Origin of the sequence: Streptomyces zingiberis (assembly GCF_012034935.1) — a bacterium.
Lineage (GTDB): Bacteria > Actinomycetota > Actinomycetes > Streptomycetales > Streptomycetaceae > Streptomyces > Streptomyces zingiberis.
The window spans coordinates 260,956-285,419 of record NZ_JAATEN010000001.1 but is presented as its reverse complement, the minus strand read 5'-3'; the positions used below and the strand labels follow the sequence as shown (position 1 = coordinate 285,419).

The window sequence follows — 24,464 nt, the reverse complement described above, 5'->3', positions numbered from 1 at the left end:
GACCGCTTCGCGAAGAAAGGGTCGTCCCGGCAGGTTTTGGCCCTGCGTAGTCTGTGCGCCATGCAGACCACCGGGAACCACGGAACGCGGCGGAGCGTCCCCGTCCTGGGTGCAGTGCGGACCGGCTCCCCTCCGGGGCGGCCGCCGGTCCGTGCATCGGGGGGACCGGAAACACACTGCCGCCTTCAGGCGATACCGCCTGCCCGAGGAGTAACTGTTCGATGAGCGAGCACCGTCGCAAGCCACCGCAGTCCGCAAGTGGTGGACGTGGAGCGGCCCGACGCGGGGCGCAGTCGTCAGGCCGCCGTGCCGCGCCGCGGGACGGCGCCACCGATTCCGGCACCGCACCGCCCGGGGAGGAGCGCCCCTACGGAGGGCGCGCCGAGGCCCGGCGGGCCGCGCAGCGCGGTGGCCGCCGCCGGGCTGCGGCCGCCTCCGCCGCGCCCGGGGCGGGCGCCGAGGGGCGGGGACGCCGTGCGGCCGCCACCCCGGGGAAGAAGCGCCTGGTCGACTACCCGCGCTCGGACCGCTACGGGGCCCGGCGCTGGATTCCGTCCTGGAAGCAGATCGCCGCGCTCTTCGTGGGCTTCTTCGGGCTGATGGTGGCGGCCACCGGCGTGGCCCTCGCCGTGGTCGAAGTCCCCGAGATCAAGAGTGACGCGAACGTCCAGAAGAACGTCTACTACTGGGCCAACGGGGACCAGATGGTCGTCGCCGGCGCCGGCGAGTACAACCGCCAGATCGTCGCCTTCGACAAGATCCCCAAGTCCATGCGGGACGCGGTCATCGCCGCGGAGAACGCCTCCTTCGAGGACGACCCGGGTGTGGACCCGATGGGTATCGCCCGCGCCGTCTTCAACATGGCCAAGGGCGGCTCCACCCAGAGTGGCTCCACCATCACGCAGCAGTACGTCAAGAACGCGATGCTCACCCAGGAGCAGACCATCAGCCGCAAGGTGAAGGAACTCTTCATCTCGGTGAAGGTCGGCGCCACCGAGGACAAGGACAAGATCCTCGCCGGGTACCTGAACAGTGCCTACTACGGCCGTGGCGCCTACGGCATCCAGGCGGCGTCCCGCGCGTACTACGGCAAGGACTGCTCGGAGCTCACCGCCAGCGAGGCGGCCTTCCTCTCCTCCGCCCTCAACGGGCCCAACCTCTACGACCCGGCCGGCGGCGTCGGCGCCGCGGCCACCCAGGCGAAGAACCTCCAGCGGGCCGAGAACCGCTGGTCCTGGACGCTCAAGCGGGAGGTCGAGACCGGCCGGATGAAGGCCGCCGAGCGGGCCAAGTACCTCGCCGAGGGCTTCCCGATGCCGCAGGACCCGAAGCCGGCCACCAACAAGGCCGGACAGATCGGGTACCTCACGAACCTCGCCGACAACTTCATCGTGGCCAACAGCAACATCACCCGGGCACAGCTGGACACGGGCGGCTACGAGATCCACACCTCCTTCGACAAGAAGAAGATGCGGCAGCTGGAGAAGGCCGTGCAGAAGGTCTCGAAGGCCAACATCAAGCCGAAGGAGCGCGAGGAGGACAAGTTCGTCCAGTTCGGCGGAGCCTCCGTCGACCCGCGGACCGGCCGGCTCGTCGCCATCTACGGCGGTGAGGACGCCACCCGGCACTTCACCAACAACGCCGACTACACCGGTGTCCCCGTCGGCTCGACCTTCAAGCCGTTCGTGCTGGGCGCGGCCATGACCTACGGCGTCCGGGACCCGGAGGGGCCCCCGGAGCAGTCACTCGAACAGCGCACCATCGCCTCCCCGAAGAGCGTCTACAACGGCGACAACAAGGTGAAGCTGCTCAACTACGACGGCTCCACCTGGCTCGACAAGGAGGACAAGGAGTGGCACCAGCGGAACGACGGTGACAAGGACTACGGCGAGGTCGACCTCCGGCTGGCGATGCAGCACTCCGTGAACACGCCGTTCATCCAGCTCGGCGTGGACGTCGGCACCGACAAGGTGAAGGAGACGGCGATCGACTCCGGCCTCACCGACGACCAGCTCGCCTCGACCGTGCCCTCCTTCTCGCTCGGCACCTCGACCCCCAGCGCGATCCGCCTCGCCGGCTCGTACGCCACCTTCGCGGCCGAGGGGCAGCAGATCACCCCGTGGTCGGTGAAGAAGGTGGAGAAGGAGGGGCGGGCCATCTTCACGCACAAGGCCAAGAAGAGCCAGGGCATGGAGACCAACGTCGCCAACAACGTCACCGACGTGCTCAAGAACGTGGTGGACAAGGGCACTGGCACCTCGGCGCAGCTGCCCGACGGCCGGCCGGTGGCGGGCAAGACGGGTACCACGGACGGCAACAAGTCCGCCTGGTTCGCCGGCTACACCCCGCAGCTCTCCACCGCCATCGGGATGTTCCGGGTGGACTCCGGCGCCAAGAAGCAGAAGTTCCTGGAGATGTACGGCACCGGTGGCCAGCAGAGCATCCACGGTGCCTCCTTCCCCGCGGAGATCTGGGCGAGCTACATGAGCCAGGCGATGAAGGGCGAGCCGGTCAAGCAGTTCCCGAAGCCGGGCCCGATCGGCGAGAAGGTCTACGGCGACGGCGCCTCGCCGACCCCGACCCCGACCCCGACGCCCACCCCGACGGAGACGGAGTCGAGCGAGCCGCCGAGCTCGGCCCCGCCGACGACCCCGTCACCCTCCGGGACGCCGTCCTCGACCTGCGGCGTGTTCGACCCCCGCTGTGACGAGGACGAGCCCTCCGGCGGCGGTGAGAACGGCGGCGGTGAGAACGGCGGAGCCGACGGCGGGACCTCCGATCCGCCGCCCACCACGGGCGGCCCTCCGGCCGGCGGCAACGGGAACGGCGGTGGCTGGCTGGGCGGCCAGGACGGATCCGACGGGTAGCCGGCAGGACCGGACGCCGGGCCGGCCGTGAACCGGCCCCGCCCCGCGGCCACGGTGCCCCCGCCCCTCCGGGCGGGGGCACCGCCGTGTCCGGCTCCGTACGTGTCCGGCCCCGTACGGCAGGATGGGCCCATGACGAGCGTGCGCGACGACCGGCCCGTACCGCCCACCCGCCAGGACGAGGTGGCGGCCGCCGCCAGCGAGGTGATCGGCGGCCCCGCGGGCCGGCGGGCGAGGCCCGGCGCCGGCTGGTGGAGCCCGGTGCGGATCGTCTCCCTCGTCGCCCTGGGGATGTTCGCCCTGGGCATGGTGCAGAAGCTGCCCTGCTACAACGGGGCCTGGTTCCACGGCGCCAGCAGCCAGTACACCCACGCCTGCTACTCCGACATCCCGCACCTGTACAACGCGCGCGGCTTCGCCGCCGATCTGGTGCCCTACTTCGACCGGCTGCCCGGCGACATGGAGTACCTCGAGTACCCGGTCCTGACCGGGGTGTTCATGGAGGTCGCCTCCTGGCTCACCCCGCACGGCGGCACGATCCAGCACCGCGAGCAGATCTACTGGCTCGTCAACGCGGGCATGCTCATGGCCTGCGCCGCCGTCATCGCCGTGGCGGTGGCCCGCACCCACCGGCGGCGTCCCTGGGACGCCCTGCTCGTCGCCCTGGCGCCCGCCTTCGCCCTCACCGCGACCATCAACTGGGACCTGCTGGCGGTCGCCCTCACCGCCGTGGCGCTCCTCATGTGGTCCCGGGGCCGCCCGCTCGCCGCCGGGGTCCTCATCGGTCTCGCCACCGCCGCCAAGCTCTATCCCGTGCTGCTGCTGGGGCCGATCTTCCTGCTGTGCCTGCGCGCGGGGCGGCTGCGCGCGTTCGGCGGCGCGCTCGCCGGGGCGGCGGCCGCCTGGCTGGTGGTGAACGCCCCGGTGATGGCGCTCGCTCCGGAGGGGTGGCGGAAGTTCTACACCTTCAGCCAGGAACGCCCGGTGGACTTCGGCTCGATCTGGCTGATCATCTCGCAGCGGACGGGCGACCCCCTGGAGGGCGCCAACACCTGGGCCACCGCGCTGACCCTGCTGGCCTTCGCCGCCGTCGCCGTGCTGGCGCTGCGGGCGCCCCGGCGCCCGCGCCTGGCGCAGCTCGTCTTCCTCGTCGTCGCCGCGTTCATCCTGCTCAACAAGGTCTACTCGCCGCAGTACGTGCTGTGGCTGGTGCCGCTCGCCGCGCTGGCCCGGCCCCGCTGGCGGGACTTCCTGATCTGGCAGACCTGCGAGGTGGCCTACTTCCTCGGGATCTGGATGTACCTCGCCTACACCTCCAGCGGCGACGCCCACAAGGGCCTGCCCACCGAGGGGTACCAGGCGGCTGTCCTGGTCCATCTGCTCGGCACCCTGTACCTCTGCGCCGTGGTCGTCCGCGACGTCCTGCGCCCCGAGCGCGACCCCGTGCGCCGGGACGGCTCGGACGACCCGTCGGGCGGCGTGCTGGACGGGGTGCCGGACGCCTTCACCCTCCGCCGGCCCGCGCGCCGCGCCCACGCGGAGGAGCCGCTGCCGGCGGGTGGGCAGCGGCTCCGGTGGGGCGTGGACCCGGAAGGGCCGGCGGGCCCGGACGGGGCCCTGCCGGCACGGTGACGCGGGCCGCCCGCCGTACGGACCGGAGGCGGCCCGGCCCCCTGCCGGGGCCGCCAGGGGCGCTCAGCGGCCCTTCAGCGGCCCTTCAGAGGCCGTTCAGCGGTCGACGAGCCGGTCGAACTGGGTCGTGGTGTGCCGGAGGTGGGCCACGAGTTCGTCGCCCACCTGGGGCGGCGCCACCTCCGAGGGGACGAAGAGGATGGAGACCTGCATGTGCGGCGGCTCGGCGAACCAGCGCTGCTTGCCGGCCCACACGAACGGCGAGAGGTTCCGGTTGACGGTGGCCAGCCCCGCGCGGGCGACGCCCTTGGCGCGCGGCATGACGCCGTGGAGCGCCTTGGGGGACTCCAGGCCCACCCCGTGCGAGGTGCCGCCCGCGACGACCACCAGATGCCCGTCGGCGCTCGCCTTCTGCTGCCGGTAGCCGAAGCGGTCCCCCTTGACGACGCGGGTGACGTCCAGCACCGACCCGCGGTACTCCGTCGCGTCGTGGTCGCCCAGCCACAGCCGGGTGCCGATCCGGGCGCGGAAGCGGGTCTGCGGGAACTGCTGCTGGAGCACGCTCAGTTCGGCGGCGCCCAGGTGGCTGACGAACATGGTGTGGAGCGGCAGCCGCGCGGTGCGCAGCCGGTCCATCCAGGCGATGACCTCCTCGACCGCGTCGGAGCCGTCCGTGCGGTCCAGCGGGAGATGGAGGGCGAAACCCTCCAGCCGGATGTCCTCGATGGCGGCGTGCAGCTTGGGGAGGTCCTCCTCGGACACCCCGTGCCGCCGCATGGTGCTCATCAGCTCGATCACGACCCGGGCCCCCACCAGGCCGCGGACGCCGTCCACGGAGGACACCGACCGCACCGCGCGGTCCGGCAGCGGCACCGGCTCCTCGCCCAGCCGGAAGGGGGTGAGGACCAGCAGATCACCGCTGAACCAGTCCTTGATGCGGGCGGCCTCGTAGGTGGTGCCCACGGCCAGCATGTCCGAGCGGAGGCGGGTCACCTCCTCGGCCAGCCGCTCGTGGCCGAAGCCGTAGCCGTTGCCCTTGCAGACCGGGACGAGGCCCGGGAACTGCTGGACGACGGACTGCTGATGCGCCCGCCAGCGAGCGGTGTCGACGTAGAGGGTGAGCGCCATGGCCGGTCGGGAACCTCTCTGGATCTGCGGTAGGGCGGTGGTGCGGAAGGGGCCGGACGGGGCCGGACGGGGCCCCGCCGGGGTGCACGGCGGGCGACGGCCCCTCCGGGCGTTCTAGCGCCGCGACATGTAGATGTCGAGCGCCTTGTGCAGCAGCTTGTTCAGCGGGAAGTCCCACTCGCCGATGTACTCGGCCGCCTCCCCGCCGGTGCCCACCTTGAACTGGATGAGCCCGAAGAGGTGGTCCGTCTCGTCCAGGGAGTCGCTGATGCCGCGCAGGTCGTAGACGCTCGCGCCGAGGGCGTAGGCGTCGCACAGCATCCGCCACTGCATGGCGTTGGAGGGGCGTACCTCGCGCTTGTGGTTGGCGGAGGCGCCGTAGGAGTACCAGACGTGGCCGCCGACGATGAGCATGGTGGCCGCGGCCACGTTCTCCCCCTCGTGACGGGCGAAGTAGAGCCGCATCCGGTTGGGGTCCTCGGCGTTGAGCGCCGTCCACATGCGCTGGAAGTAGCCGAGCGGGCGGGGGCGGAAGCGGTCACGCTCTGCGGTGACCTCGTACAGGCGCTGCCACTCGGCGAGGTCCTCGTAGCCGCCCTGGACGACCTCGACGCCGGCCTTCTCGGCCTTCTTGATGTTGCGCCGCCACAGCTGGTTGAAGGACTTGTGGACGGACTCCAGGGAGCGGTTCTCCAGCGGCACCTGGAAGACGTAGCGCGGCTGGACGTCACCGAAGCCCGCGCCGCCGTCCTCGCCCTGCTGCCAGCCCATCCGGCGCAGCCGGTCCGCCACCTCGAAGGCGCGCGGCTCGATGAAGGTGGCCTCGACGTCCCGCAGCCGCTTCACGTCCGGGTTCTGGATGCCGGTCTTGATGGCGGGGGCGTCCCAGCGGCGGATGACCACGGGCGGGCCCATCTTCACGGAGAAGGCGCCCGCCTGCTTCAGGTGGGCGAGCATCGGCTGGAGCCACTCCTCCAGATTGGGGGCGAACCAGTTGATGACCGGGCCCTCGGGGAGGTAGGCCAGATACCGCTTGACCTTGGGGAGCTGCCGGTACAGCACCAGCCCGGCGCCGACCAGCTCGCCCGTGGCGTCGAACCAGCCGAGGTTCTCCGAGCGCCACTCCTTCTTCACGTCCGCCCACGCGGGAACCTGGCAGTGGCTGGCCGAGGGCAGGCTCTGGATGTACGCCAGATGCTGCTCGCGGCTGATGGTCCTCAGGGTCAGGCTCATGCGGGGTGCTCCTCGGCAGGTTCGTCCCCAGGGGGATGGGGCTCCGGCTCTCGCGGCGAAGCCTACTGGTCCGGGGAGGACCTCGTTCGGGCGTACGGCCCGTCAGAGGGGCGCGGGGCCCCGGATTCCGGCGCCGCGCGCCCCCGCCGGACTCCTCCGGGGGCTCCTGGACGTCCCCGGGACCCCTCCGGTGGCTTTCCGGGCCCTTCGGGGACCTTCGGGGGCACGGGCCGGCGGTCCCGGCCGGGCCCGTCAGCCGAGGACGCCGCCGAAGGGACCGCCGTGGGCCATGCCCAGGAAGAGGCCGACGGCCGCCGCCCCCAACCCGATGACCAGCGCGAAGCGCTCGGCGGTGGTCGCGGAGATCATCTGCCCCCACAGGCCGCTGACCACTCCGGCCAGGCCCGTCCATGAACTGATCAGGTGAAGATGGTGGAACTGCGCGGTGACGAAGGCCACCGCCCCGAGGACGAGCGTCGCGGCGACGAGGCTGTTCTCCACGGGATGGGGCCGGCCGTCGCTGTTGAGGACGGAGCTGACGGCGGCGAGCGGGTTGCGGTGATGACGTGCTGGTTGCGCCATGGGCACCTCCCGGCGGTAAAACGGCGCGCTGTGGCGCCGGTCACACCCGATGTCTCCAGGTTGCGGGGAGTCCGGGGCGGATTTCAACCGGAAGAGCAGATGCGGGTAGTCTGAACGGTCTGCATCGGTGACCGTTCCCGTGCCACTGACCCGCCGCCGCGGCCGGGCCCCCCGGGGTCCTCGCCGGGAATCCTCGGCTGTCGGTGGTGGCCGGTACCGTTGCGTACGCATCACGACCCTCCTGCCACGGAAAGACCGTGGCCGCCGAGTCCAGAGGAGGTGGGTTCCACATGCGTCACTACGAGGTGATGGTCATCCTCGACCCCGATCTCGAGGAGCGGGCCGTCAGCCCGCTGATCGAGAACTTCCTTTCCGTCGTCCGTGAGGGCAACGGAAAGGTCGAGAAGGTCGACACCTGGGGCCGTCGTCGTCTCGCCTACGAGATCAAGAAGAAGCCCGAGGGAATCTACTCGGTCATCGACCTCCGGGCCGAGCCCGCGGTCGTCAAGGAGCTCGACCGGCAGATGAACCTGAACGAGTCGGTCCTCCGGACCAAGGTCCTCCGTCCCGAGACCCACTGACCGGGGCGCCACCGCGGCGCACGTTCAGCGGTGATGCCCAGGACCGGACCGGGCGCCGTCAAGCGGCCCGGCCCACCAGCAACCCGCAGCCAGCACCCCGCCGAGAGGTACCCCTATGGCAGGCGAGACCGTCATCACGGTCGTCGGCAATCTCGTCGACGACCCCGAGCTGCGCTTCACCCCCTCCGGTGCGGCGGTCGCGAAGTTCCGTGTCGCGTCCACTCCGCGCACCTTCGACCGCCAGACCAATGAGTGGAAGGACGGCGAGAGCCTCTTCCTCACCTGCTCGGTCTGGCGCCAGGCGGCGGAGAACGTCGCCGAGTCGCTCCAGCGCGGCACGCGCGTCATCGTGCAGGGCCGGCTGAAGCAGCGGTCGTACGAGGACCGCGAGGGCGTCAAGCGCACGGTCTACGAACTGGACGTCGACGAGGTCGGCGCCAGCCTGCGCAACGCGACGGCCAAGGTCACCAAGACCACCGGCCGTGGCGGTCAGGGTGGTTACGGCGGCGGTCAGGGCGGCGGTCCCCAGGGTGGCGGCGGCTGGGGCGGCGGCCCCGGTGGTGGCCAGCAGGGCGGCGGGGCTCCCGCCGACGACCCCTGGGCGACCGGCGCTCCGGCCGGCGGCGGCCAGCAGGGTGGGGGCGGTGGCTGGGGCGGTGGCTCCGGCTCCGGTTCCGGTTCCGGCGGTGGCTACTCGGACGAGCCGCCTTTCTAGGCCGGCAGCGGCCTGGCCCGGGCGGTCAGCGACACTTTTTGATCACACTGGAGAGAGACAATGGCGAAGCCGCCTCCGCGCAAGCCGAAGAAGAAGGTCTGCGCGTTCTGCAAGGACAAGACCGCGTACGTGGACTACAAGGACACGAACATGCTGCGGAAGTTCATTTCCGACCGTGGCAAGATCCGTGCCCGCCGCGTCACCGGCAACTGCACCCAGCACCAGCGCGACGTCGCCACGGCTGTCAAGAACAGCCGTGAGATGGCGCTGCTGCCCTACACCTCGTCCGCGCGATAAGGGAAGGGTGACCGGACCATGAAGATCATCCTCACCCACGAGGTCTCCGGCCTCGGTGCCGCGGGCGACGTCGTGGACGTCAAGGACGGCTACGCTCGTAACTACCTGGTCCCGCGCGGTTTCGCGATCCGCTGGACCAAGGGTGGCGAGAAGGACGTCGCGCAGATCCGCCGCGGCCGCAAGATCCGCGAGATCGCCACGATCGAGCAGGCCAACTCCGTGAAGGCCCAGCTGGAGTCCGTGAAGGTCCGCCTGGCCACCCGCTCGGGTGACTCGGGCCGCCTCTTCGGCTCCGTCACCCCGGCCGACATCGCGTCTGCGATCAAGCAGGCCGGTGGGCCGGACGTGGACAAGCGCCGGATCGAGGTCGGTGCGCCGATCAAGACCCTGGGCTCGCACCAGGTGTCCGTGCGGCTGCACTCCGAGGTCGCCGCGCAGGTCGGCGTCGAGGTCGTCCCGGCCTGACGCCTACGGCGGAAACGGCCGAGGGGCCGCGTCCCGGGGCAGGAGCCCGGGGGCGCGGCCCTTCGCCGTCTCCGGGCCCGGCGGGCCGGCGGCACGGACGCGGCACCGCGGTGGTGCGGCGGTGGTGCGGGGCTCGTCAGCCCCGCACCGCTCCGGTGACCAGCCACCGGCCGGAGGCGGTGCGCAGGCCCAGGGTGAGCAGCCGTACCGCCATCATCAGCCCCATCACCCACCACAGCGCCGTCAGGCCGCCGCCCAGCGCGGGAACGGCCAGCGCCACGGGGGCGAACACGGCGAGGGTGGCGAGCATCGCCCAGGCCAGATAGGGGCCGTCCCCGGCGCCCATCAACACCCCGTCCAGCACGAACACCACCCCGGCGACAGGCTGGAACACCGCGGCCACCACCAGCGCCGGGAGGAGCAGCCGGTGTACCGAGGCGTCGGTGCTGAAGAGCGGCAGCAACAGCGGTCTGGCCACCACGACGAGCAGGCCCAGCAGCATGCCGGAGACCACTCCCCACCCCACCATGCGGCGGCAGACGGACCGGGCCTCCGTGCCGTCCCCGGCGCCCAGCATGCGCCCGATGATGGCCTGCCCGGCGATCGCGATGGCGTCCAGGGCGAACGCCATCAGCGTCCACAGGGTCAGCACGATCTGGTGGGCGGCCACCTCGGCGTCCCCGAGCCGGGTCGCCACCCCGGTGGCGATCAGCAGCACGGCCCGCAGGGAGAGGGTGCGGACGAGCAGGGGCGCCCCGGCCCTCGCGCAGGCCCTGATGCCCGCGGCGTCCGGCCGCAGCGAGGCGCCGTGGCGGCGGGCGCCACGCACCACCACGACGAGATACGCCGTGGCCATCGCGCACTGGGCGATCACCGTGCCCCAGGCGGAGCCGGCGATGCCGAGCCCGGCGCCGTAGACCAGCAGGACGTTGAGGACGGCGTTGGCGCCGAACCCGGCCACCGCGATCCGCAGCGGGGTGCGGGTGTCCTGCAGCCCGCGCAGCACGCCGGTGGCGGCGAGGACCACGAGCATGGCGGGGATGCCCAGCGCGCTGACCCGCAGATAGGTGACGGCGTGCGGGGCCGCGGTGGGGGAGGTGCCGAAGAGACCGACCAGCCAGGGAGCGGCGGGCAGGGCGGCGGCGGCCGTGACGGCGCCCAGCAGCAGGGCGAGCCAGATACCGTCCATGCCCTGCCGGATCGCGGCGGGGAGGTCGCCGGCGCCGACCCGGCGGGCCACGGCGGCGGTGGTGGCGTAGGCGAGAAACACGAAGACGTTGACGGCGGTGGCGAGCACGGCCGCGGCGACGCCGAGACCGGCAAGATGGGCGGTGCCCAGGTGGCCGACGATCGCGCTGTCGGTCAGGAGGAAGAGCGGCTCGGCGACCAGGGCCCCGAAGGCCGGAAGGGCGAGGGAGAGGATCTCACGGTCGTGGCGGCGGCCGGACCGGGGCGGCGCGGGGGCCTGGGGCATGGCCTCTGGCTCCAATCTTCCACAGGTAATGGATGGAGTGTAGCTGCGGCCCTTACCCGAGGGCGAGGGGGGCTGGGTGCGCGCGCGCTTCTGTCATGATCTCGTCCCAGTGGGGGATTTTTTTCTCCTGCACAGCCGGTGGACGGCAGAAGTGCAGGTCAGGGCAGTTGCGATGGTGTGATTGGCCGACTGTCCACAGCGCTGTCCCCCGGCTCGTGCACAGGTTGGGGCCACTTCTCCACAGGATGTGATCCGTCGTCCACACACCCTGTGGATAACTTTCTTGGTCCTCGGCTCCGGGGGCCCTACGGTGGTCCGGCCACCCAGGGAACTCGGCCCGTCGCCAGCGGAGTCGAGCATCCCATTTGTCGGAGCCGTGCCGTATGAAGGTGGGGCACGCCGAGTGGTGGACCGGGCGGTGAGACGCCGGCCGCGCGGACGGGAGGAGGTGCCGGATGACCCAGCCGGACACGGAGCAGGCCTGGGCCCCGGAGGCCGGTCCCGGCGACCGGTTGCCGACCGCGCGCTCGCGCTCGTTCCAGCGCGGTGAACGGGGCGAACGGGGCGAACGCGGTGAACGGGGCCGCCAGGACCAGCACGACCGGGGTGACGACCCCTGGGCCGGCCCGGGGGGCGCCGCACAGGGTTTCGAGCGCGTACCTCCCCAGGACCTCGACGCCGAGCAGTCCGTGCTCGGCGGAATGCTGCTCTCCAAGGACGCCATCGCGGACGTGGTGGAGGTCCTCAAGGGGGCCGACTTCTACCGCCCGGCGCACGAGACGGTCTACCAGGCGATTCTCGACCTCTACGCCAAGGGCGAGCCGGCCGACCCGATCACGGTCGCCGCCGAGCTCACCCGGCGCGGGGAGATCACCCGGGTCGGGGGTGCCTCGTACCTCCACACGCTCGTCCAGTCGGTGCCCACGGCGGCCAACGCGGAGTACTACGCCGAGATCGTCCACGAGCGGGCGGTGCTGCGCCGGCTCGTCGAGGCGGGGACCCGCATCACCCAGATGGGTTATGCGGCGGATGGTGACGTCGACGAGATCGTCAACAACGCCCAGGCCGAGATCTACGCCGTCACCGAGCAGCGCACCAGCGAGGACTACCTCCCCCTCGGCGACATCATGGAGGGCGCCCTCGACGAGATCGAGGCGATCGGTTCCCGCAGCGGCCAGATGTCCGGGGTGCCGACGGGCTTCACCGACCTCGACTCCCTCACCAACGGCCTGCACCCCGGGCAGATGATCGTGATCGCGGCCCGCCCCGCGATGGGCAAGTCCACCCTCGCGCTGGACTTCGCCCGGGCCTGCTCGATCAAGAACAATCTGCCCAGCGTCATCTTCTCGCTGGAGATGGGGCGCAACGAGATCGCGATGCGACTGCTGTCGGCGGAGGCCCGGGTGGCGCTGCACCACATGCGTTCCGGCAGCATGACCGACGAGGACTGGACCCGGCTCGCGCGGCGGATGCCCGATGTCTCCCAGGCGCCCCTCTACATCGACGACTCCCCCAACCTCTCCATGATGGAGATCCGTGCCAAGTGCCGGCGGCTGAAACAGCGCAGCGACCTCCAGCTGGTGGTGATCGACTACCTCCAGCTGATGCAGTCCGGCGGCGCGCGGCGGCCGGAGAGCCGCCAGCAGGAGGTCTCCGACATGTCCCGGAACCTCAAGCTCCTGGCCAAGGAGCTGGAAGTGCCGGTCATCGCCCTGTCGCAGCTCAACCGCGGTCCCGAACAGCGCACGGACAAGAAGCCGATGGTCTCCGACCTCCGCGAGTCCGGCTCCATCGAGCAGGACGCCGACATGGTGATCCTGCTGCACCGCGAGGACGCCTATGAGAAGGAGTCGCCCCGGGCAGGCGAGGCGGACCTGATCGTGGCCAAGCACCGCAACGGCCCGACGGCGACCATCACCGTCGCCTTCCAGGGCCACTACTCGCGCTTCGTCGACATGGCGCAGACCTGATCACGCCTGCTGTAGTAGGCGCATGACTGCATTGCACGACAGCCTGCTGCCGGAGACCGTCCGCGCGCTGCACCACCGGGCCGCCGTCGCCCAGGCCGAAGGACGGGCCCCGTCCCTGGCGGCGGCCGTGGTACGCGGCGGGCGGACGGTCTGGAGCGGGGGGTACGGCGCCCTCACCCCGGCCGGTACGCCGGAGGGCCCGGCCCCGGAGAGCCCGGCCCCGGACGGAGCGGCCCCGGGGGAGGACACCCAGTACCGCGTCGGCTCCCTCACCAAGACCTTCACGGCCGTGCTCGTGCTGCGGCTGCGGGAAGAGGGGCTGATCGGGCTCGACGACCCGCTGGAGCACCATCTGCCCGGTACCGGGGTGGGGGAGGTGACCGTCGCCCAGCTCCTCTGTCACGGGGCCGGACTGGCGGCCGAGACGCCGGGCCCGTGGTGGGAGCGGACCCCGGGGGAGACGCGCCCCGCCCTGCGGGACGTCCTGGGGGACCGGCCGGTGCTCCACCCCGCCGGGCGGCGCTTCCACTACTCCAACCCCGGTTATGCCCTGCTCGGCGCGCTGGTGGAGGCCCTCCGTGAGGAGCCGTGGGAGGCGGTGCTCCGGCGCGAGGTGCTGGAGCCGCTGGGAATGGCCCGGACCGGGGTACGCCCACGGGCCCCGTATGCCGCGGGCTGGGCGGTCCACCCCTGGGCGGACGTCCTCCTTCCCGAGCCGGCGGAGGACCTCGGCATCATGGCCCCCGCCGGGCAGTTGTGGTCCACGGCGGCGGATCTGGGGCGCTTCGCGGCCTTCCTGATGCGTGGTGACGAGCGGGTGCTCCCGGCCGGGGTGGTGGCCGAGATGCGCGAACCGGCGGCGGTGCCCGCCAGGGACGGCTGGGAAGCCGGCTACGGGCTCGGCCTGCTCCTGCTCCGCCGGGACGGGCGGGTGCTCTTCGGTCACGGCGGCTCGCTCCCCGGTTACCTGGCCACTCTGTGGATCAGTGCGGAGGACGACGTGGCGGGGATCGTGCTGGCCAACGCCACCGCCGGTCCGGCCGTCGGCCCCGCGGCCGGTGATCTGGTGTCGATCGTCGCCGATCGTGAGCCGCGGATCCCGGAGCCCTGGCGGCCGCTCTCCACGTGGGATCCGGAACTGCTGGAGCTGACCGGCCCGTGGTACTGGGGACCCGTGCCGTTCGCGGTGCGGCTTCTGGCCGGGCGTGGCCTGGAGCTCACCGCTCTGGCGGGTATGGGCCGCACCTCCCGCTTCCGCGCCGAGCCGGACGCCACCTGGACAGGTCTGGACGGCTACTACCTCGGGGAGACCTTGCGGCCTGTCCGGCGGTCCGACGGCACCCTCAGCCATCTGGACCTCGGCTCGTTCGTCTTCACCCGTGAGCCCTACGACCCGGCGGCGCCGGTGCCCGGTGGCGTGGACCGCGGGGGATGGCGGCCTCTGCCTTGACGGGACGGCGCGGCCCCCGGGCTTCCCGCGGCCTCCGTCTCCGGTGCCGAGGGGTGGTGGCCGGATCCCGTTTCACGTGAAACACGCGCCCGGTCTCCCCGGACCGCTCGTCCCGGTTACCGGCCTCCCGCGAGGCGGGGGCGGGACGGCCGCGGGACAGAGGCGAGACGGAGGCGGGGAGGTGTCACCCCAGGTCCGGGGCGTGCAGCGCCCGTACCCCCTCGATGTTGCCGTCCAGATAGTGCCGGAGTGACAGCGGGACGACCTCCACGGAGGCGAGTCCGACCCGCGTAAAAGGGATCTTGACGATCTCGTACTCGCCGCTCGGCTCCTCCACCTCGGGGCCGTGGCGGCGGGACGGATCCATCGTGACCAGCCGGCAGAGGAAGAAGTGCTGCACCTTGACGCCGGAGGCACCGTCCCCCGTGGTGTGTTCCACGGTGTCGACGAAGGCCGGGACCACATCTGTGACCTTGGCGCCCAGTTCCTCGTCGAGCTCCCGGTGGAGGGCCTCGACGACGGTGGCGTCCTCCGGTTCGACCCCACCGCCTGGCGTGATCCAGTACGGCGGGCGGTCCGGCTTGGTCCGTTTGATCAGAACCATGTCGTCGCCGTCGAGCAGGATGGCGCGGGCGGTGCGCTTGACCAGCGGCCGTTCGGTCATGGGGTTGATCTGGCCCAGGACGGCGCCGTCGAAACCCGCGCCCGGCGTCCGGTGGATCCGTGCCGGCGCGCCGGGCGTCCTCCGGGTATCCGCGTCTGCCCCGTGTCCTCACCGCGACGGGTGCATGACGGGCCGTCAACCAGCCTTGTGCGAGCGGTTCCCGGGCGGAACCAGGGGCGGCTCGAACCACGAGGGGGGAGCCGCCCCGCCCGGCCCCACCGTGCCGCGCCCGCGCCGTCGGCGCTGACACCCGCCGCGCACCGTCGTCCGCACGCCCCCGCCCGGCTGCTCGGGCAGCCCCCGCCGTGCCGCCCCGGAAGCGGCGTGGGTGCGAGTCCGGCTCAGGTCGCCGCCCGGCCCCGTGCCCGGTCCAGTGCCCGCTCCACGTCGGCCAGCAGGTCGTCCGGGTCCTCCACGCCCACCGAGAGGCGGATGAACCCCTCCGGCACGGCGTCCCCGCCCCACCGCCCGCGCCGCTCGGCCGAGGAACGCACCCCTCCGAAGCTCGTGGCCTCGTCGACGAGGAGGAGCGCGCCCAGGAACCGCTCGGCGTGCGCGCGGTCCGGGAGGGTGAAGGAGACCACGCAGCCGAAGCGGCCACCGCGCATCTGCCCCGCGGCGACGGTGTGCGCGGGGTCCTCCGGCAGTCCGGGGTGACGCAGCCCCGTCACCTCGGGCCGCTCGCGGAGCGCCCGGGCCAGGGCGAGGGCGTTCGCGGCCTGCCGGTCCACGCGGAGCTGGAGCGTCGCGAGCGAGCGGTGGGCCAGCCAGGCCTCCATCGGCCCGGTCACGGCGCCCGCCGTCTTGCGCCACTTCCGCACCGCCGCGGCGGACCGCGGATCGCGGCAGCTGACGTACCCCAGCAGGACGTCCCCGTGGCCGGTCAGCGCCTTGGTCCCGCTGGCCACGGAGAAGTCGGCGCCCAGGTCGAGCGGGCGCTGGCCGAGCGGGGTGGCCAGGGTGTTGTCGACGGCGACGAGCGCACCCGCGGCCCGGGCGGCCCGGCAGAGCCGCCGGATGTCGCAGACGTCGAGCCCGGGGTTGGCCGGGCTCTCGATCCACAGCAGCCGCGCGCCGTCCACCAGGGTGCGCTGGGCGTCGCCCGCGGTGGGCGCGGTGCGCACCTCCACCCCGTAGCCTTCCAGGGCCTCGCGGACCAGCGGCAGCGCCTGGTAGCCGTCGGACGGCAGCACGACCGCGTCGCCGGAGCGGAGCTGCGAGAACAGGACGGCGGAGACGGCGCCCATGCCGGACGGGAAGACGACGGTCTCCGCCGGTGCCTCAGGGGACTCCAGCTCGCCGATGGCCTGTTCCAGCCTGGTCCAGGTGGGGTTCTCGTCCCGGCCGTAGGTGTAGGGGCCGGCCGGTTCCCCCGGCAGGTGGTAGTGGGCGGCGAACACCGGCCCGGGCAGCGACGGCTCGTGGGCCACGGGCTCGGGAAGCCCGGCGCGGACGGCGCGGGTGCCGTCCCCGGCGGTCTCGGTCATCCGTTCCTCTCCCTTCTCCGCCCTCCGGCGGCGGTACGGCGGTTCTCCGGCGGCCGGCCCCGCGGCCACCGGCCTCCTTCCGGCCGCCCGGCAGGAGCCGGGTCCGGCCGGGGGCGCCGCGGGGCCGGGCGGATTCGGTCAGCTGCGGTCCGGCAGCGCCAGGTTCACGGCCCAGGAGACGACGGAGACGATCAGGCCACCGAGCACCGCGGTCCAGAATCCCGCGACGTGGAAGGGGAGGTCGACCAGGCCCGCCAGCCAGGAGGTGAGCATCAGCATCAGAGCGTTCACCACCAGGGTGAACAACCCCAGGGTGAGGACGAACAGCGGCAGCGAGAGCAGCCGCACCACCGGCTTGACGACGATGTTGACCACGCCGAAGATCAGGGCGACCAGGAGCAGGGTCAGCGCCTTGCCACCCGTGCTGCTCCCGGTGAGGGTGATGTCGTCGAGCAGCCAGACCGCTGCGGCGAGGGCCGCGGCGTTGGCCACCGTCTTGATCAGAAAATTCAGCATGATCTGATCGTCCCAGACAGGATCCGCTGGGCCGAAGGCCGTATCGAGGGGTGAGCATGAAGGCTTTCCGACTGGACGAACTGGACGCGGAGCGCGCCGCGCACGATGGCTCCTACCTGCAGTTCCTCCGGGAGAAGACGATGTCGGCCGGGCTGTACGCCCTGGAGGCGGGGGCGGTGGACCCGCAGCGGCCGCACGCGCAGGACGAGATCTACTGCGTGATCACGGGGCGGGCGTCGATCACCGTGGGGGCGGAGACCACCCCGGTGGCCCGCGGCAGCGTCGTCTACGTGCCCGCCGGGGTGGAGCACAAGTTCCACCACATCACCGAGGACCTCCGGGTGCTGGTGATCTTCTCTCCACCCGAGAGCTGACGGGGAGCCGCGCGCCCCGTAGGGGGCGGGTCAGGGAACGACGAGGGCCGCGGCGGCCCCGCGACACGCCCACCGCGATTAGCATCGAAGACAGCCGGAGGCGTTCCGGTACCGCGAACCGTAGGCAGGGGAAACGACAGTGGCGGTCAAGGAAATCTTCGACGGTCTGCCGTGGTGGGTGAAGTGGGTCGCCGTTCCGGTCCTGGCGCTGATCATGTTCGGCGGCCTGATCATGAACGTCATCGGCTTCCTCGTCGGCCTGCTCTTCAAGGTGCTGGTCTTCGCCGCGCTGGTGGCCGGACTGGTCTACGTCGTCCGGAAGTTCACCGCCTCCTCGCCCCCGCGCGGCGACGGCTGAGGCGCTCGCCGGCCCCGGTGCGCCGGCCCCCACCCGTGGCGCTCACGGGCCCGGTCCCCGTCCCTCCGGACGGCCCGGGTCCGCGGGCGCCGCTTTCGTGTTTCTCGCTCATCTCCCCATGCCGGTCAGCTACTCCACGACCGGAAGCGGCTACGCTGCGCAGTGGGCGGCTCTCTCCGTGGCCCCGCCCGCACCAGCAGTATCCGTAACACCACTCCGGTGGCCCGTCGGCGCATCGATCACCAGGCGTCATGAGGGCCGGGGAGTCTCACACCAGGCCACTCCGAGCGACGCGGGGCAGTGGGACCAATGCGCGACACGATTCAGGCAGAGCTGATGATGAGCTTCCTCGTCTCCGAGGAGCTGTCCTTCCGCATTCCGGTGGAGCTGGAGTACGACCCGGCCGATCCCTTCGCGGTCCGCTTCACCTTCCACCTGCCGGGCGACACCCCGGTCACCTGGGCGTTCGCCCGTGACCTGCTGCTGGACGGGCTGAGCGCGCCCACCGGGGACGGGGACGTGCACATCGCCCCGGCCACCCCGGGCGTGCTTTCCGACGTCCTCATCCGCCTCCAGGTGGGCGAGGAGCGGGCGGCCTTCCGGGCGGGCGCCGCCCCGCTGGTGGCCTTCCTGGACCGGACGGACCGCATCGTCCCCATGGGGCAGGAACAGGCCGCCGGCGACTTCGACGACCGGCTGGCGGAGGCGCTGGACCGGATTCTCTCCCAGGCCCGCAACGCCGGCTGACGGCGCTGCCGCTCCTGGGCGGACGGCCGCGCGGGGCCGGTCCGGGCGTCACCCGGCACGCCTCCGCCCCCGGGGAGGCGGGTGCCCGGCTTTCCCGGCGGCTCAGGGCTTGCGGCGGCGTCCGCGCCCCCCTCGGGACTCCGCGCGCCGGGGGCCGGGCGCCGACGCGCCCGCCGAGGGGGCCTCCGCGCCGGCCGTGCCCGCCGCCGGGGCGCCGGTGCCCGGCGTGAACCGGTCCGCCGACACCACCAGGGCCGCCAGTCCGGTCGTGACCGGCACCGACGCCACCAGCCCGATGCTCCCCACCAGGGTGCGGACGATCTCCTCCGCGACCACCTCGCTCAGGGCCACCGTGGACACACCGCTCCGCGCGATGGAGAAGAGCAGCAGCAGCGGCAGCGCGGCCCCCGCGTAGGCCAGCACCAGGGTGTTGACCACGGACGCGATGTGATCGCGGCCGATTCGGATACCCGCCTGGTACAGCCGCCGCGCGGACATCGTCGGGTCCGCCTGGCGCAGCTCCCACACCGCCGAGGTCTGGGTCACCGTCACGTCGTCGAGGACGCCGAGCGAGCCGATGATGACGCCCGCCAGCAGCAGACCGCTCAGCTCGATGCCCGGATAGAGGCCGTGGATGAGCCCCGTCTCGTCGGAGGTGTTGCCGGTGAGCTTCGCCCAGTCGATGAAGACCGACCCCAGCAGCCCGATCAGCAGCAGGGAGATGAGGGTGCCCAGGACGGCCACGGAGGTCCGCGCCGTCAGCCCGTGGCACAGATAGAGGGCCGCCAGCATGATCGCGCTGCTGCCGACCACGGCGACCAGCAGCGGATGCTCGCCCTGAAGTATCGCCGGCAGGATGAACAGCGTCAGCACGGCGAAACTCACGACCAGTGAGACCAGCGCGAGCAGCCCGCGGAGCCGTCCCACCGCGACCACGGCGAGCGCGAAGAGGCCGGCCAGCAGCGTGATCGGGACGTCCCGTTCCACGTCGTTCACCGAATACTGCAACTCACGCGGCGCGTTGGGAGCGTACGCGACCACCACGCCCTGCCCCTGGCTCAGCCGCCGTGTGGAGTCCGGCTGGACGATCTCGGTGAACTCCCGCCCCTTGTCGTCCCCGGTGGTGACGCGCACGGTCGCCTTCTCGCAGACCTCGTCGCCGGCCCCGTCCCCGCCCGGCGCGCCCGGTGTCCCCTGTTCCGGCGCGGCCCCGGGCGGCTGCCCACCGCCGGCGTTCACGTCCGAGCACTTCACCTGCTCGACCCGCACGACCTGCGCCTTCTCCATCTGGCGGTCCATGCCCACGCCGCTCGGGGCGTGCCCCGGGACTCCGCCGGGCCACAGAGCCACCAGTCCGACGGCGACGGCGACGGCGAACGGGATCAGCACGGCGGCGATGATCGTCCGCAGCCGCCGGGAGACGGGGGCCGCGGGGCCGTGGCCGTGCGTATGCGCGTGTGGGGGCGGGTGCGCGTGGCCGTGGGGCTGGGCCGGGTCGGGGCGGGCCGGGGGTTCGGGCGTCGAGTTCACCGCCCGATCATCGCAAGAAGGGAGGCGCTCTGGTCAGGAACCGCGGGACGGCGTTAGCGTGGGGGCGCCTTTGCACACGCGGGAGCTCGGAGCACCGGGCTGAGAGGGCGCTGAACTCCGTACCCGGGTCCGGCCGTACGCCGGGACCCCACGGAAGCCGCTGCGCCGACCGCCGAACCTGTTACCGGGTAATGCCGGCGTAGGGAGTAGGTCCGAGATGACCGTAGACGACGCGCGCACGCCTGCCCAGGAACCGTCCACCCGCCCCGGCGGGGACGGCGGGCCCCGGCCGATCGGATGGCACAAGGGCTATCTGACCGGCTCCCGCCCGGACCTGCGGGTCCCCGTACGGCGGGTGCGTCTGACCGACGGCCGCGACGTGACGCTGTACGACACGTCCGGCCCGTACACCGACCCCACCGTCACCACCGACGTACGGCGCGGACTGCCGCCGCTGCGCCAGGACTGGATCACCGCTCGCGGTGACACCGAGGAGTACGCGGGCCGGCCGCGGCGGCCGGAGGACGACGGCCTCCGTACCGCCGCCGGCCGGGGCCCGCACCTGGCCGGCCCGGGTCCCGAGGGGCCCCGGCGCCCCCGGCGGAGCCGCGACGGCTCGCCCGTCACCCAGCTCACCCATGCCCGGCGCGGCGAGATCACGGCCGAGATGGAGTTCGCCGCCGTCCGGGAGGACGTCTCCCCGGAGACCGTCCGGGAGGAGATCGCCGCCGGGCGCGCGGTGCTCCCCGCGAACGTCAACCACCCGGAGTCCGAGCCGATGGTGATCGGCAAGCGGTTCCTGGTGAAGGTCAACGCGAACATCGGCAACTCGGCCGTCACCTCCTCCGTCGAGGAGGAGGTCGAGAAGATGACCTGGGCCACCCGCTGGGGCGCCGACACCGTCATGGACCTCTCCACCGGGCGGGACGTCCACACCACCCGTGAGTGGGTGCTGCGCAACTCCCCCGTGCCCATCGGCACCGTGCCCCTGTACCAGGCCCTGGAGAAGACCGGCGGCCGGGCCGAGGAGCTGACCTGGGAGATCTACCGGGACACCGTGATCGAACAGGCCGAACAGGGCGTGGACTACATGACGGTCCACGCGGGGGTACTGCTCCGCCATGTCCCCCTGACCGCCCGCCGGAAGACCGGCATCGTCTCGCGCGGCGGCTCGATCATGGCTGCCTGGTGCCTGGCGCACCACCAGGAGAGTTTCCTCTACGAGCACTTCGAGGAGCTGTGCGAGATCCTCGCCGCCTACGACGTGACGTTCTCCCTCGGGGACGGGCTGCGCCCCGGTTCCGTCGCGGACGCCAACGACGAGGCGCAGTTCGCCGAGTTGCGCACCCTCGGCGAGCTGAACCGGGTCGCCAAGGCCCACGGGGTGCAGACGATGATCGAGGGACCGGGCCATGTGCCCATGCACAAGATCAAGGAGAACGTGGACCTCCAGCAGGAGATCTGCGAGGACGCGCCCTTCTACACCCTCGGTCCGCTGACCACCGATGTGGCGCCCGGCTACGACCACATCACCTCGGGCATCGGCGCGGCCATGATCGCCTGGTGGGGCACGGCGATGCTCTGCTACGTCACGCCCAAGGAGCACCTGGGGCTGCCGGACCGCGACGACGTGAAGACCGGGGTCATCACCTACAAGATCGCGGCCCACGCGGCCGACCTGGCCAAGGGGCACCCCGGCGCCCAGGAGTGGGACGACGCGCTCTCCGACGCCCGTTTCGAGTTCCGCTGGGAGGACCAGTTCAACCTGGCCCTCGACCCCGACACGGCCCGCGCCTTCCACGACGAGACCCTGCCGGCCGAGCCGGCGAAGACGGCGCACTTCTGCTCGATGTGCGGACCGAAATTCTGCTCGATGAAAATCAGCCATGACATCACCGAGCGGTTCGGTGCCGGAGCGGAGGGGACCACGGCGGAGGAGGCCGCCGAGGGGATGCTCCGCAAGTCACGGGAGTTCGCCGCGGGCGGGAACCGGGTGTACCTGCCGATCGCGGACTGACCGCCGAGGGGCCCGGGCCGGCGGGGCCGGACCGTCCGCCGGCGCGTCCCTCCGTCTCGTTCCCGCCGTCGTCCGCCTCCTCGCGCCCCGGGCCCATGGAAGCGGACGGCGGCGGACGGTGGTGAGGGGCGGGGCGGCGGGCGGCGGTGCGCCGGCCGGGCTACTCGGGCGGGTGGTCGGGGCCACCGTAGCCGGGGCTGGAGAAGCCGGGGCTGTTGAAGCGCGGCCGGGAACCACCCTCCCCCGGGGTGTCGCCTCCGCCCGGGCTGCTGAATCCCGGCCGGTTGTAGCCGAGCTGGGGGGTGCGGCCGCCCGACCGGTCCTCCTCCGGGGAGCCCTCCGCGGAGGCGTCTTCGGCTCGGCCGCCCTCCCGCGCGGCGAGCGCCGCCGTCGACTCCCTCTGCGCCTCGCGCAGGAACGGCAGGATGCCCCGGTCGAGCAGCGCCCGCCGCCATGTCTCGCGCAGGCGCGCCAACTCGTCGTCCCGGTCGCGGCCCCGGGCCCGGCCGGCCGTGCCCAGGGAGCCCGAGCCGTTGCGGAGGGCGGTGAAGACCAGGCCGCACATCGCGATGACGGTGGCCGCCGCGGCGAGGGCCAGGAAGACCCAGCCGGCGTTGATGATCGGGCCGGCCGTCGGCGCGTCCGGGCTGAAGAGATGGAGCAGATAGCCGATGAGCAGGAAGATCGCCGCCGCGGCACCCGCCAGCACGGGGGCCAGCACCGTGAAGACCGCGAGCAGCCCGGCCCCGGCGGTCTCACCCACGGCGGTGGTGAGGGCGGCCCCGCCGCCGTTCCCGCCCTCGGGGGTGTCGACGCCGCTCTGCTGCCGCGCGCCCTCCCGCACCTTCTCCCGGAGCGTCACATACGCGCGGTACTCGCCGGCGGCGCGCGCCGCGATTCTCGGCGCGGCCTCCAGCGCCAGGGCACGGAGCTGCTCGGTGCCCGGCCGCCCACCGGTGCCGCCGGCCGTCGCCGCCGACGACCCGGTCATGCCGCGCAGCGCCTCGTCGAGGACCCGGGCGTACTCCGGGTGGTCCTCGGGAAGCAGATGCTGTGCGCTGTTCATGTGCATCCCCCGATGCTCCGTGGGCCCGGCGCCCCGATTCTCACCGGGCGAGCGGGCGGAAACGGAGGAGAGCCTGCTGCGGATAGGCCGATGGTAGAGCGCCCACGCGGGACCTGGCAGGGTGTTGCCGGAATGTGACCCGACCGTGGGCATGTCTATCTGCCCGGGGCGGGTGTCCGGTAATCCTCAGCCGGCCAAGGGCAGTTGGGTGACCAGCATTCTTCCGGCCATGGTGACCCCGCCGTCCATGGCGATGGCCAGCCCGTCGGCGTAGACGTGCGGGCCCTCGACCACCGGCGCGCCGCCGTCCTCCCCGTCCTCGCTGCCCACCTGCCCGGTGAGGTACGGGATGGGGCTGTGGCCGTGGACGACGCGCCCGCCGCCGTAGGCCCCGAGCAGCCGGCGGGCGGCCTCGGAGCCGCCCTGGTCGCGGAAGGCGAAGCGCTTGGTGAACTTGCGGAAGAGCTCCCAGCACTCGGCGGCGTCACCGCGGTGCAGGGTCTCCGTCACCCTGTCGTTGACGGCCTCGATGGAGTCCCCGAAATCCAGATACTCGGTGGTGTCGGAGTGGACGAGCAGATGGCCGTCCTCCTCGGCGATCGCGTCGAGCCGGGACATCCACTGCACATGGTGGTCCTGCAGCCGCTCCATGTCGGTGCGCTGGCCGCCGTTGAGCAGCCAGGCCGCGTGGAAGGAGGCCGTCCCGGCGGCGGAGGCCACGGGGGTGTCCCCGAACCGCTTGGCGCCGATCAGCAGCAGTTCGTGATTGCCCATCAGGGCCTTGCAGTAGCCGCCCGCCGCGGCCGCCTCGGCCGAGAGCCGCATGACGAGATCGATGACCCCGACGCCGTCCGGGCCGCGGTCGGTGAAGTCCCCGAGGAACCACAGACGGGCGGTGCCGGCGACCCACCGGTCCTGCTCGTCGATGAGCCCCTCGGTCCGCAGGGCCGCGCGCAACTCGTCGAGGTAACCGTGGACATCTCCCACCACGTAGAGCGGGCCGGGCCCGTCCGAGGGGGCCGCCTGCGGTTCCTGCCCGGGATGCGGGACCCCGGCGGCCGCGGCAGCGCGCCCGATGACGGGGAGATTCCGCTCGGTGGGCGTATAGCCGTCCTCGGCCGCGTACGGCGGTGCCGCCGCGTCCGCGGGTGTCACCTGCATGGTGAGCATGCCCCGCACCACGGGTCCCTGACCGGCCCCCTGAGTCATCGACCCCTCCACCGTCGCGCCGCCGTACACCTGCCGGACCCCGTCCGCCGCCGCGGACGGCACCCTCCCCGCCTCGGGGCGGGGACCCTTCGCGATCAAGGA

General features: G+C 72.5%; 22 protein-coding genes. 12 read left to right on the top strand and 10 right to left on the bottom strand.

Annotation, left to right across the window (positions count from 1 at the left end):
- Nucleotides 1–221 precede the first annotated feature (221 nt).
- Together HCK00_RS01255 and HCK00_RS01250 are read left to right on the top strand one after the other, a co-directional pair.
- Nucleotides 222–2,867, top strand: coding sequence for a transglycosylase domain-containing protein (locus HCK00_RS01255; RefSeq protein ID WP_168099826.1), 2,646 nt, complete (start codon nucleotides 222–224; stop codon nucleotides 2,865–2,867).
- A gap of 132 nt (nucleotides 2,868–2,999) precedes the next feature.
- Nucleotides 3,000–4,499, top strand: a complete 1,500-nt coding sequence (locus HCK00_RS01250; RefSeq protein ID WP_168099825.1) for a glycosyltransferase family 87 protein — start codon at nucleotides 3,000–3,002, stop codon at nucleotides 4,497–4,499.
- 96 nt (nucleotides 4,500–4,595) lie between these two features.
- Here HCK00_RS01250 and HCK00_RS01245 read toward each other — a convergent pair whose 3' ends face one another.
- From HCK00_RS01245 to HCK00_RS01235, 3 genes are all read right to left on the bottom strand, one after another.
- The gene (locus HCK00_RS01245) at nucleotides 4,596–5,627 is read right to left on the bottom strand and encodes an alanine racemase (protein ID WP_168099824.1); all 1,032 of its coding nucleotides are present in this window, start codon (nucleotides 5,625–5,627) and stop codon (nucleotides 4,596–4,598) included.
- A 114-nt stretch (nucleotides 5,628–5,741) separates the two neighbouring features.
- Nucleotides 5,742–6,860: a lipid II:glycine glycyltransferase FemX gene (locus tag HCK00_RS01240; protein ID WP_168099823.1), complete on the bottom strand. Its 1,119-nt coding sequence runs from the start codon at nucleotides 6,858–6,860 to the stop codon at nucleotides 5,742–5,744.
- Nucleotides 6,861–7,112: 252 nt separating this feature from the next.
- Nucleotides 7,113–7,442: a hypothetical protein gene (locus HCK00_RS01235; protein WP_168099822.1), complete on the bottom strand. Its 330-nt coding sequence runs from the start codon at nucleotides 7,440–7,442 to the stop codon at nucleotides 7,113–7,115.
- Between the two features lie 290 nt (nucleotides 7,443–7,732).
- Here HCK00_RS01235 and rpsF point away from each other — a divergent pair, with 290 nt between their 5' ends.
- The 4 genes from rpsF to rplI all read left to right on the top strand — a co-directional run bounded on the left by rpsF (nucleotide 7,733) and on the right by rplI (nucleotide 9,500).
- Nucleotides 7,733–8,023, top strand: a complete 291-nt coding sequence (rpsF, locus tag HCK00_RS01230; protein WP_168099821.1) for a 30S ribosomal protein S6 — start codon at nucleotides 7,733–7,735, stop codon at nucleotides 8,021–8,023.
- Nucleotides 8,024–8,138: 115 nt separating this feature from the next.
- A complete protein-coding gene (locus tag HCK00_RS01225) occupies nucleotides 8,139–8,738 on the top strand; it encodes a single-stranded DNA-binding protein (protein WP_168099820.1) in 600 nt (199 codons plus the stop codon).
- A gap of 60 nt (nucleotides 8,739–8,798) precedes the next feature.
- On the top strand, nucleotides 8,799–9,035 hold the full coding sequence (gene rpsR / locus HCK00_RS01220) for a 30S ribosomal protein S18 (RefSeq protein WP_004950692.1): 237 nt from the start codon (nucleotides 8,799–8,801) through the stop codon (nucleotides 9,033–9,035).
- Between the two features lie 18 nt (nucleotides 9,036–9,053).
- Nucleotides 9,054–9,500 (top strand): 50S ribosomal protein L9, encoded by a 447-nt coding sequence (gene rplI, locus HCK00_RS01215; protein ID WP_168099819.1) that lies wholly within the window; start codon nucleotides 9,054–9,056, stop codon nucleotides 9,498–9,500.
- Nucleotides 9,501–9,636: 136 nt separating this feature from the next.
- Here the strand turns inward: rplI and HCK00_RS01210 are convergent, their stop codons facing one another.
- Nucleotides 9,637–10,974: an MATE family efflux transporter gene (locus HCK00_RS01210; RefSeq protein ID WP_168099818.1), complete on the bottom strand. Its 1,338-nt coding sequence runs from the start codon at nucleotides 10,972–10,974 to the stop codon at nucleotides 9,637–9,639.
- Nucleotides 10,975–11,429: 455 nt separating this feature from the next.
- On the opposite strand from HCK00_RS01210, the gene dnaB reads away from it, so the two are divergent.
- Both dnaB and HCK00_RS01200 read left to right on the top strand, forming a co-directional pair.
- Complete coding sequence (dnaB, locus tag HCK00_RS01205) at nucleotides 11,430–12,944, top strand: replicative DNA helicase (RefSeq protein WP_168099817.1); 1,515 nt, start codon at nucleotides 11,430–11,432, stop codon at nucleotides 12,942–12,944.
- Between the two features lie 22 nt (nucleotides 12,945–12,966).
- Nucleotides 12,967–14,394 carry a serine hydrolase domain-containing protein gene (locus tag HCK00_RS01200; RefSeq protein ID WP_168099816.1) on the top strand — a complete coding sequence of 476 codons (1,428 nt, stop codon included), beginning with the start codon at nucleotides 12,967–12,969 and terminating at the stop codon, nucleotides 14,392–14,394.
- Nucleotides 14,395–14,578: 184 nt separating this feature from the next.
- Here the strand turns inward: HCK00_RS01200 and HCK00_RS01195 are convergent, their stop codons facing one another.
- From HCK00_RS01195 to HCK00_RS01185, 3 genes are all read right to left on the bottom strand, one after another.
- Nucleotides 14,579–15,058: an NUDIX domain-containing protein gene (locus HCK00_RS01195; protein WP_168099815.1), complete on the bottom strand. Its 480-nt coding sequence runs from the start codon at nucleotides 15,056–15,058 to the stop codon at nucleotides 14,579–14,581.
- Nucleotides 15,059–15,399: 341 nt separating this feature from the next.
- Nucleotides 15,400–16,545 (bottom strand): cystathionine gamma-lyase, encoded by a 1,146-nt coding sequence (locus HCK00_RS01190; RefSeq protein WP_168099814.1) that lies wholly within the window; start codon nucleotides 16,543–16,545, stop codon nucleotides 15,400–15,402.
- Between the two features lie 138 nt (nucleotides 16,546–16,683).
- Nucleotides 16,684–17,061 (bottom strand): phage holin family protein, encoded by a 378-nt coding sequence (locus HCK00_RS01185; RefSeq protein ID WP_168099813.1) that lies wholly within the window; start codon nucleotides 17,059–17,061, stop codon nucleotides 16,684–16,686.
- Nucleotides 17,062–17,117: 56 nt separating this feature from the next.
- Here HCK00_RS01185 and HCK00_RS01180 point away from each other — a divergent pair, with 56 nt between their 5' ends.
- The 3 genes from HCK00_RS01180 (at nucleotide 17,118) to HCK00_RS01170 (ending at nucleotide 18,540) form a co-directional block, all read left to right on the top strand.
- Nucleotides 17,118–17,435: a cupin domain-containing protein gene (locus HCK00_RS01180; protein WP_168099812.1), complete on the top strand. Its 318-nt coding sequence runs from the start codon at nucleotides 17,118–17,120 to the stop codon at nucleotides 17,433–17,435.
- Between the two features lie 139 nt (nucleotides 17,436–17,574).
- Complete coding sequence (locus HCK00_RS01175) at nucleotides 17,575–17,793, top strand: DUF5326 family protein (protein ID WP_168099811.1); 219 nt, start codon at nucleotides 17,575–17,577, stop codon at nucleotides 17,791–17,793.
- A gap of 309 nt (nucleotides 17,794–18,102) precedes the next feature.
- Complete coding sequence (locus HCK00_RS01170; RefSeq protein WP_168099810.1) at nucleotides 18,103–18,540, top strand: SsgA family sporulation/cell division regulator; 438 nt, start codon at nucleotides 18,103–18,105, stop codon at nucleotides 18,538–18,540.
- A gap of 102 nt (nucleotides 18,541–18,642) precedes the next feature.
- Here the strand turns inward: HCK00_RS01170 and HCK00_RS01165 are convergent, their stop codons facing one another.
- The gene (locus tag HCK00_RS01165) at nucleotides 18,643–20,070 is read right to left on the bottom strand and encodes a YibE/F family protein (protein WP_168099809.1); all 1,428 of its coding nucleotides are present in this window, start codon (nucleotides 20,068–20,070) and stop codon (nucleotides 18,643–18,645) included.
- Between the two features lie 217 nt (nucleotides 20,071–20,287).
- Here HCK00_RS01165 and thiC point away from each other — a divergent pair, with 217 nt between their 5' ends.
- Nucleotides 20,288–22,087, top strand: a complete 1,800-nt coding sequence (thiC, locus tag HCK00_RS01160) for a phosphomethylpyrimidine synthase ThiC (protein WP_168099808.1) — start codon at nucleotides 20,288–20,290, stop codon at nucleotides 22,085–22,087.
- 160 nt (nucleotides 22,088–22,247) lie between these two features.
- Here thiC and HCK00_RS01155 read toward each other — a convergent pair whose 3' ends face one another.
- Both HCK00_RS01155 and HCK00_RS01150 read right to left on the bottom strand, forming a co-directional pair.
- Nucleotides 22,248–23,153, bottom strand: a complete 906-nt coding sequence (locus tag HCK00_RS01155; RefSeq protein WP_311765090.1) for a hypothetical protein — start codon at nucleotides 23,151–23,153, stop codon at nucleotides 22,248–22,250.
- 186 nt (nucleotides 23,154–23,339) lie between these two features.
- A complete protein-coding gene (locus HCK00_RS01150) occupies nucleotides 23,340–24,323 on the bottom strand; it encodes a metallophosphoesterase (protein WP_375781901.1) in 984 nt (327 codons plus the stop codon).
- Nucleotides 24,324–24,464 lie beyond the last annotated feature (141 nt).

Bases quoted from the DNA above. Each gene is read 5' to 3' on its own strand.
- HCK00_RS01255 (WP_168099826.1), top strand. From the start codon at position 222: ATGAGCGAGCACCGTCGCAAGCCACCGCAGTCCGCAAGTGGTGGACGT.
- HCK00_RS01250 (WP_168099825.1), top strand. From the start codon at position 3,000: ATGACGAGCGTGCGCGACGACCGGCCCGTACCGCCCACCCGCCAGGAC.
- HCK00_RS01245 (WP_168099824.1), bottom strand. From the start codon at position 5,627: ATGGCGCTCACCCTCTACGTCGACACCGCTCGCTGGCGGGCGCATCAG.
- HCK00_RS01240 (WP_168099823.1), bottom strand. From the start codon at position 6,860: ATGAGCCTGACCCTGAGGACCATCAGCCGCGAGCAGCATCTGGCGTAC.
- HCK00_RS01235 (WP_168099822.1), bottom strand. From the start codon at position 7,442: ATGGCGCAACCAGCACGTCATCACCGCAACCCGCTCGCCGCCGTCAGC.
- rpsF (WP_168099821.1), top strand. From the start codon at position 7,733: ATGCGTCACTACGAGGTGATGGTCATCCTCGACCCCGATCTCGAGGAG.
- HCK00_RS01225 (WP_168099820.1), top strand. From the start codon at position 8,139: ATGGCAGGCGAGACCGTCATCACGGTCGTCGGCAATCTCGTCGACGAC.
- rpsR (WP_004950692.1), top strand. From the start codon at position 8,799: ATGGCGAAGCCGCCTCCGCGCAAGCCGAAGAAGAAGGTCTGCGCGTTC.
- rplI (WP_168099819.1), top strand. From the start codon at position 9,054: ATGAAGATCATCCTCACCCACGAGGTCTCCGGCCTCGGTGCCGCGGGC.
- HCK00_RS01210 (WP_168099818.1), bottom strand. From the start codon at position 10,974: ATGCCCCAGGCCCCCGCGCCGCCCCGGTCCGGCCGCCGCCACGACCGT.
- dnaB (WP_168099817.1), top strand. From the start codon at position 11,430: ATGACCCAGCCGGACACGGAGCAGGCCTGGGCCCCGGAGGCCGGTCCC.
- HCK00_RS01200 (WP_168099816.1), top strand. From the start codon at position 12,967: ATGACTGCATTGCACGACAGCCTGCTGCCGGAGACCGTCCGCGCGCTG.
- HCK00_RS01195 (WP_168099815.1), bottom strand. From the start codon at position 15,058: ATGACCGAACGGCCGCTGGTCAAGCGCACCGCCCGCGCCATCCTGCTC.
- HCK00_RS01190 (WP_168099814.1), bottom strand. From the start codon at position 16,545: ATGACCGAGACCGCCGGGGACGGCACCCGCGCCGTCCGCGCCGGGCTT.
- HCK00_RS01185 (WP_168099813.1), bottom strand. From the start codon at position 17,061: ATGCTGAATTTTCTGATCAAGACGGTGGCCAACGCCGCGGCCCTCGCC.
- HCK00_RS01180 (WP_168099812.1), top strand. From the start codon at position 17,118: ATGAAGGCTTTCCGACTGGACGAACTGGACGCGGAGCGCGCCGCGCAC.
- HCK00_RS01170 (WP_168099810.1), top strand. From the start codon at position 18,103: ATGCGCGACACGATTCAGGCAGAGCTGATGATGAGCTTCCTCGTCTCC.
- thiC (WP_168099808.1), top strand. From the start codon at position 20,288: ATGACCGTAGACGACGCGCGCACGCCTGCCCAGGAACCGTCCACCCGC.
- HCK00_RS01155 (WP_311765090.1), bottom strand. From the start codon at position 23,153: ATGAACAGCGCACAGCATCTGCTTCCCGAGGACCACCCGGAGTACGCC.
- HCK00_RS01150 (WP_375781901.1), bottom strand. From the start codon at position 24,323: ATGCTCACCATGCAGGTGACACCCGCGGACGCGGCGGCACCGCCGTAC.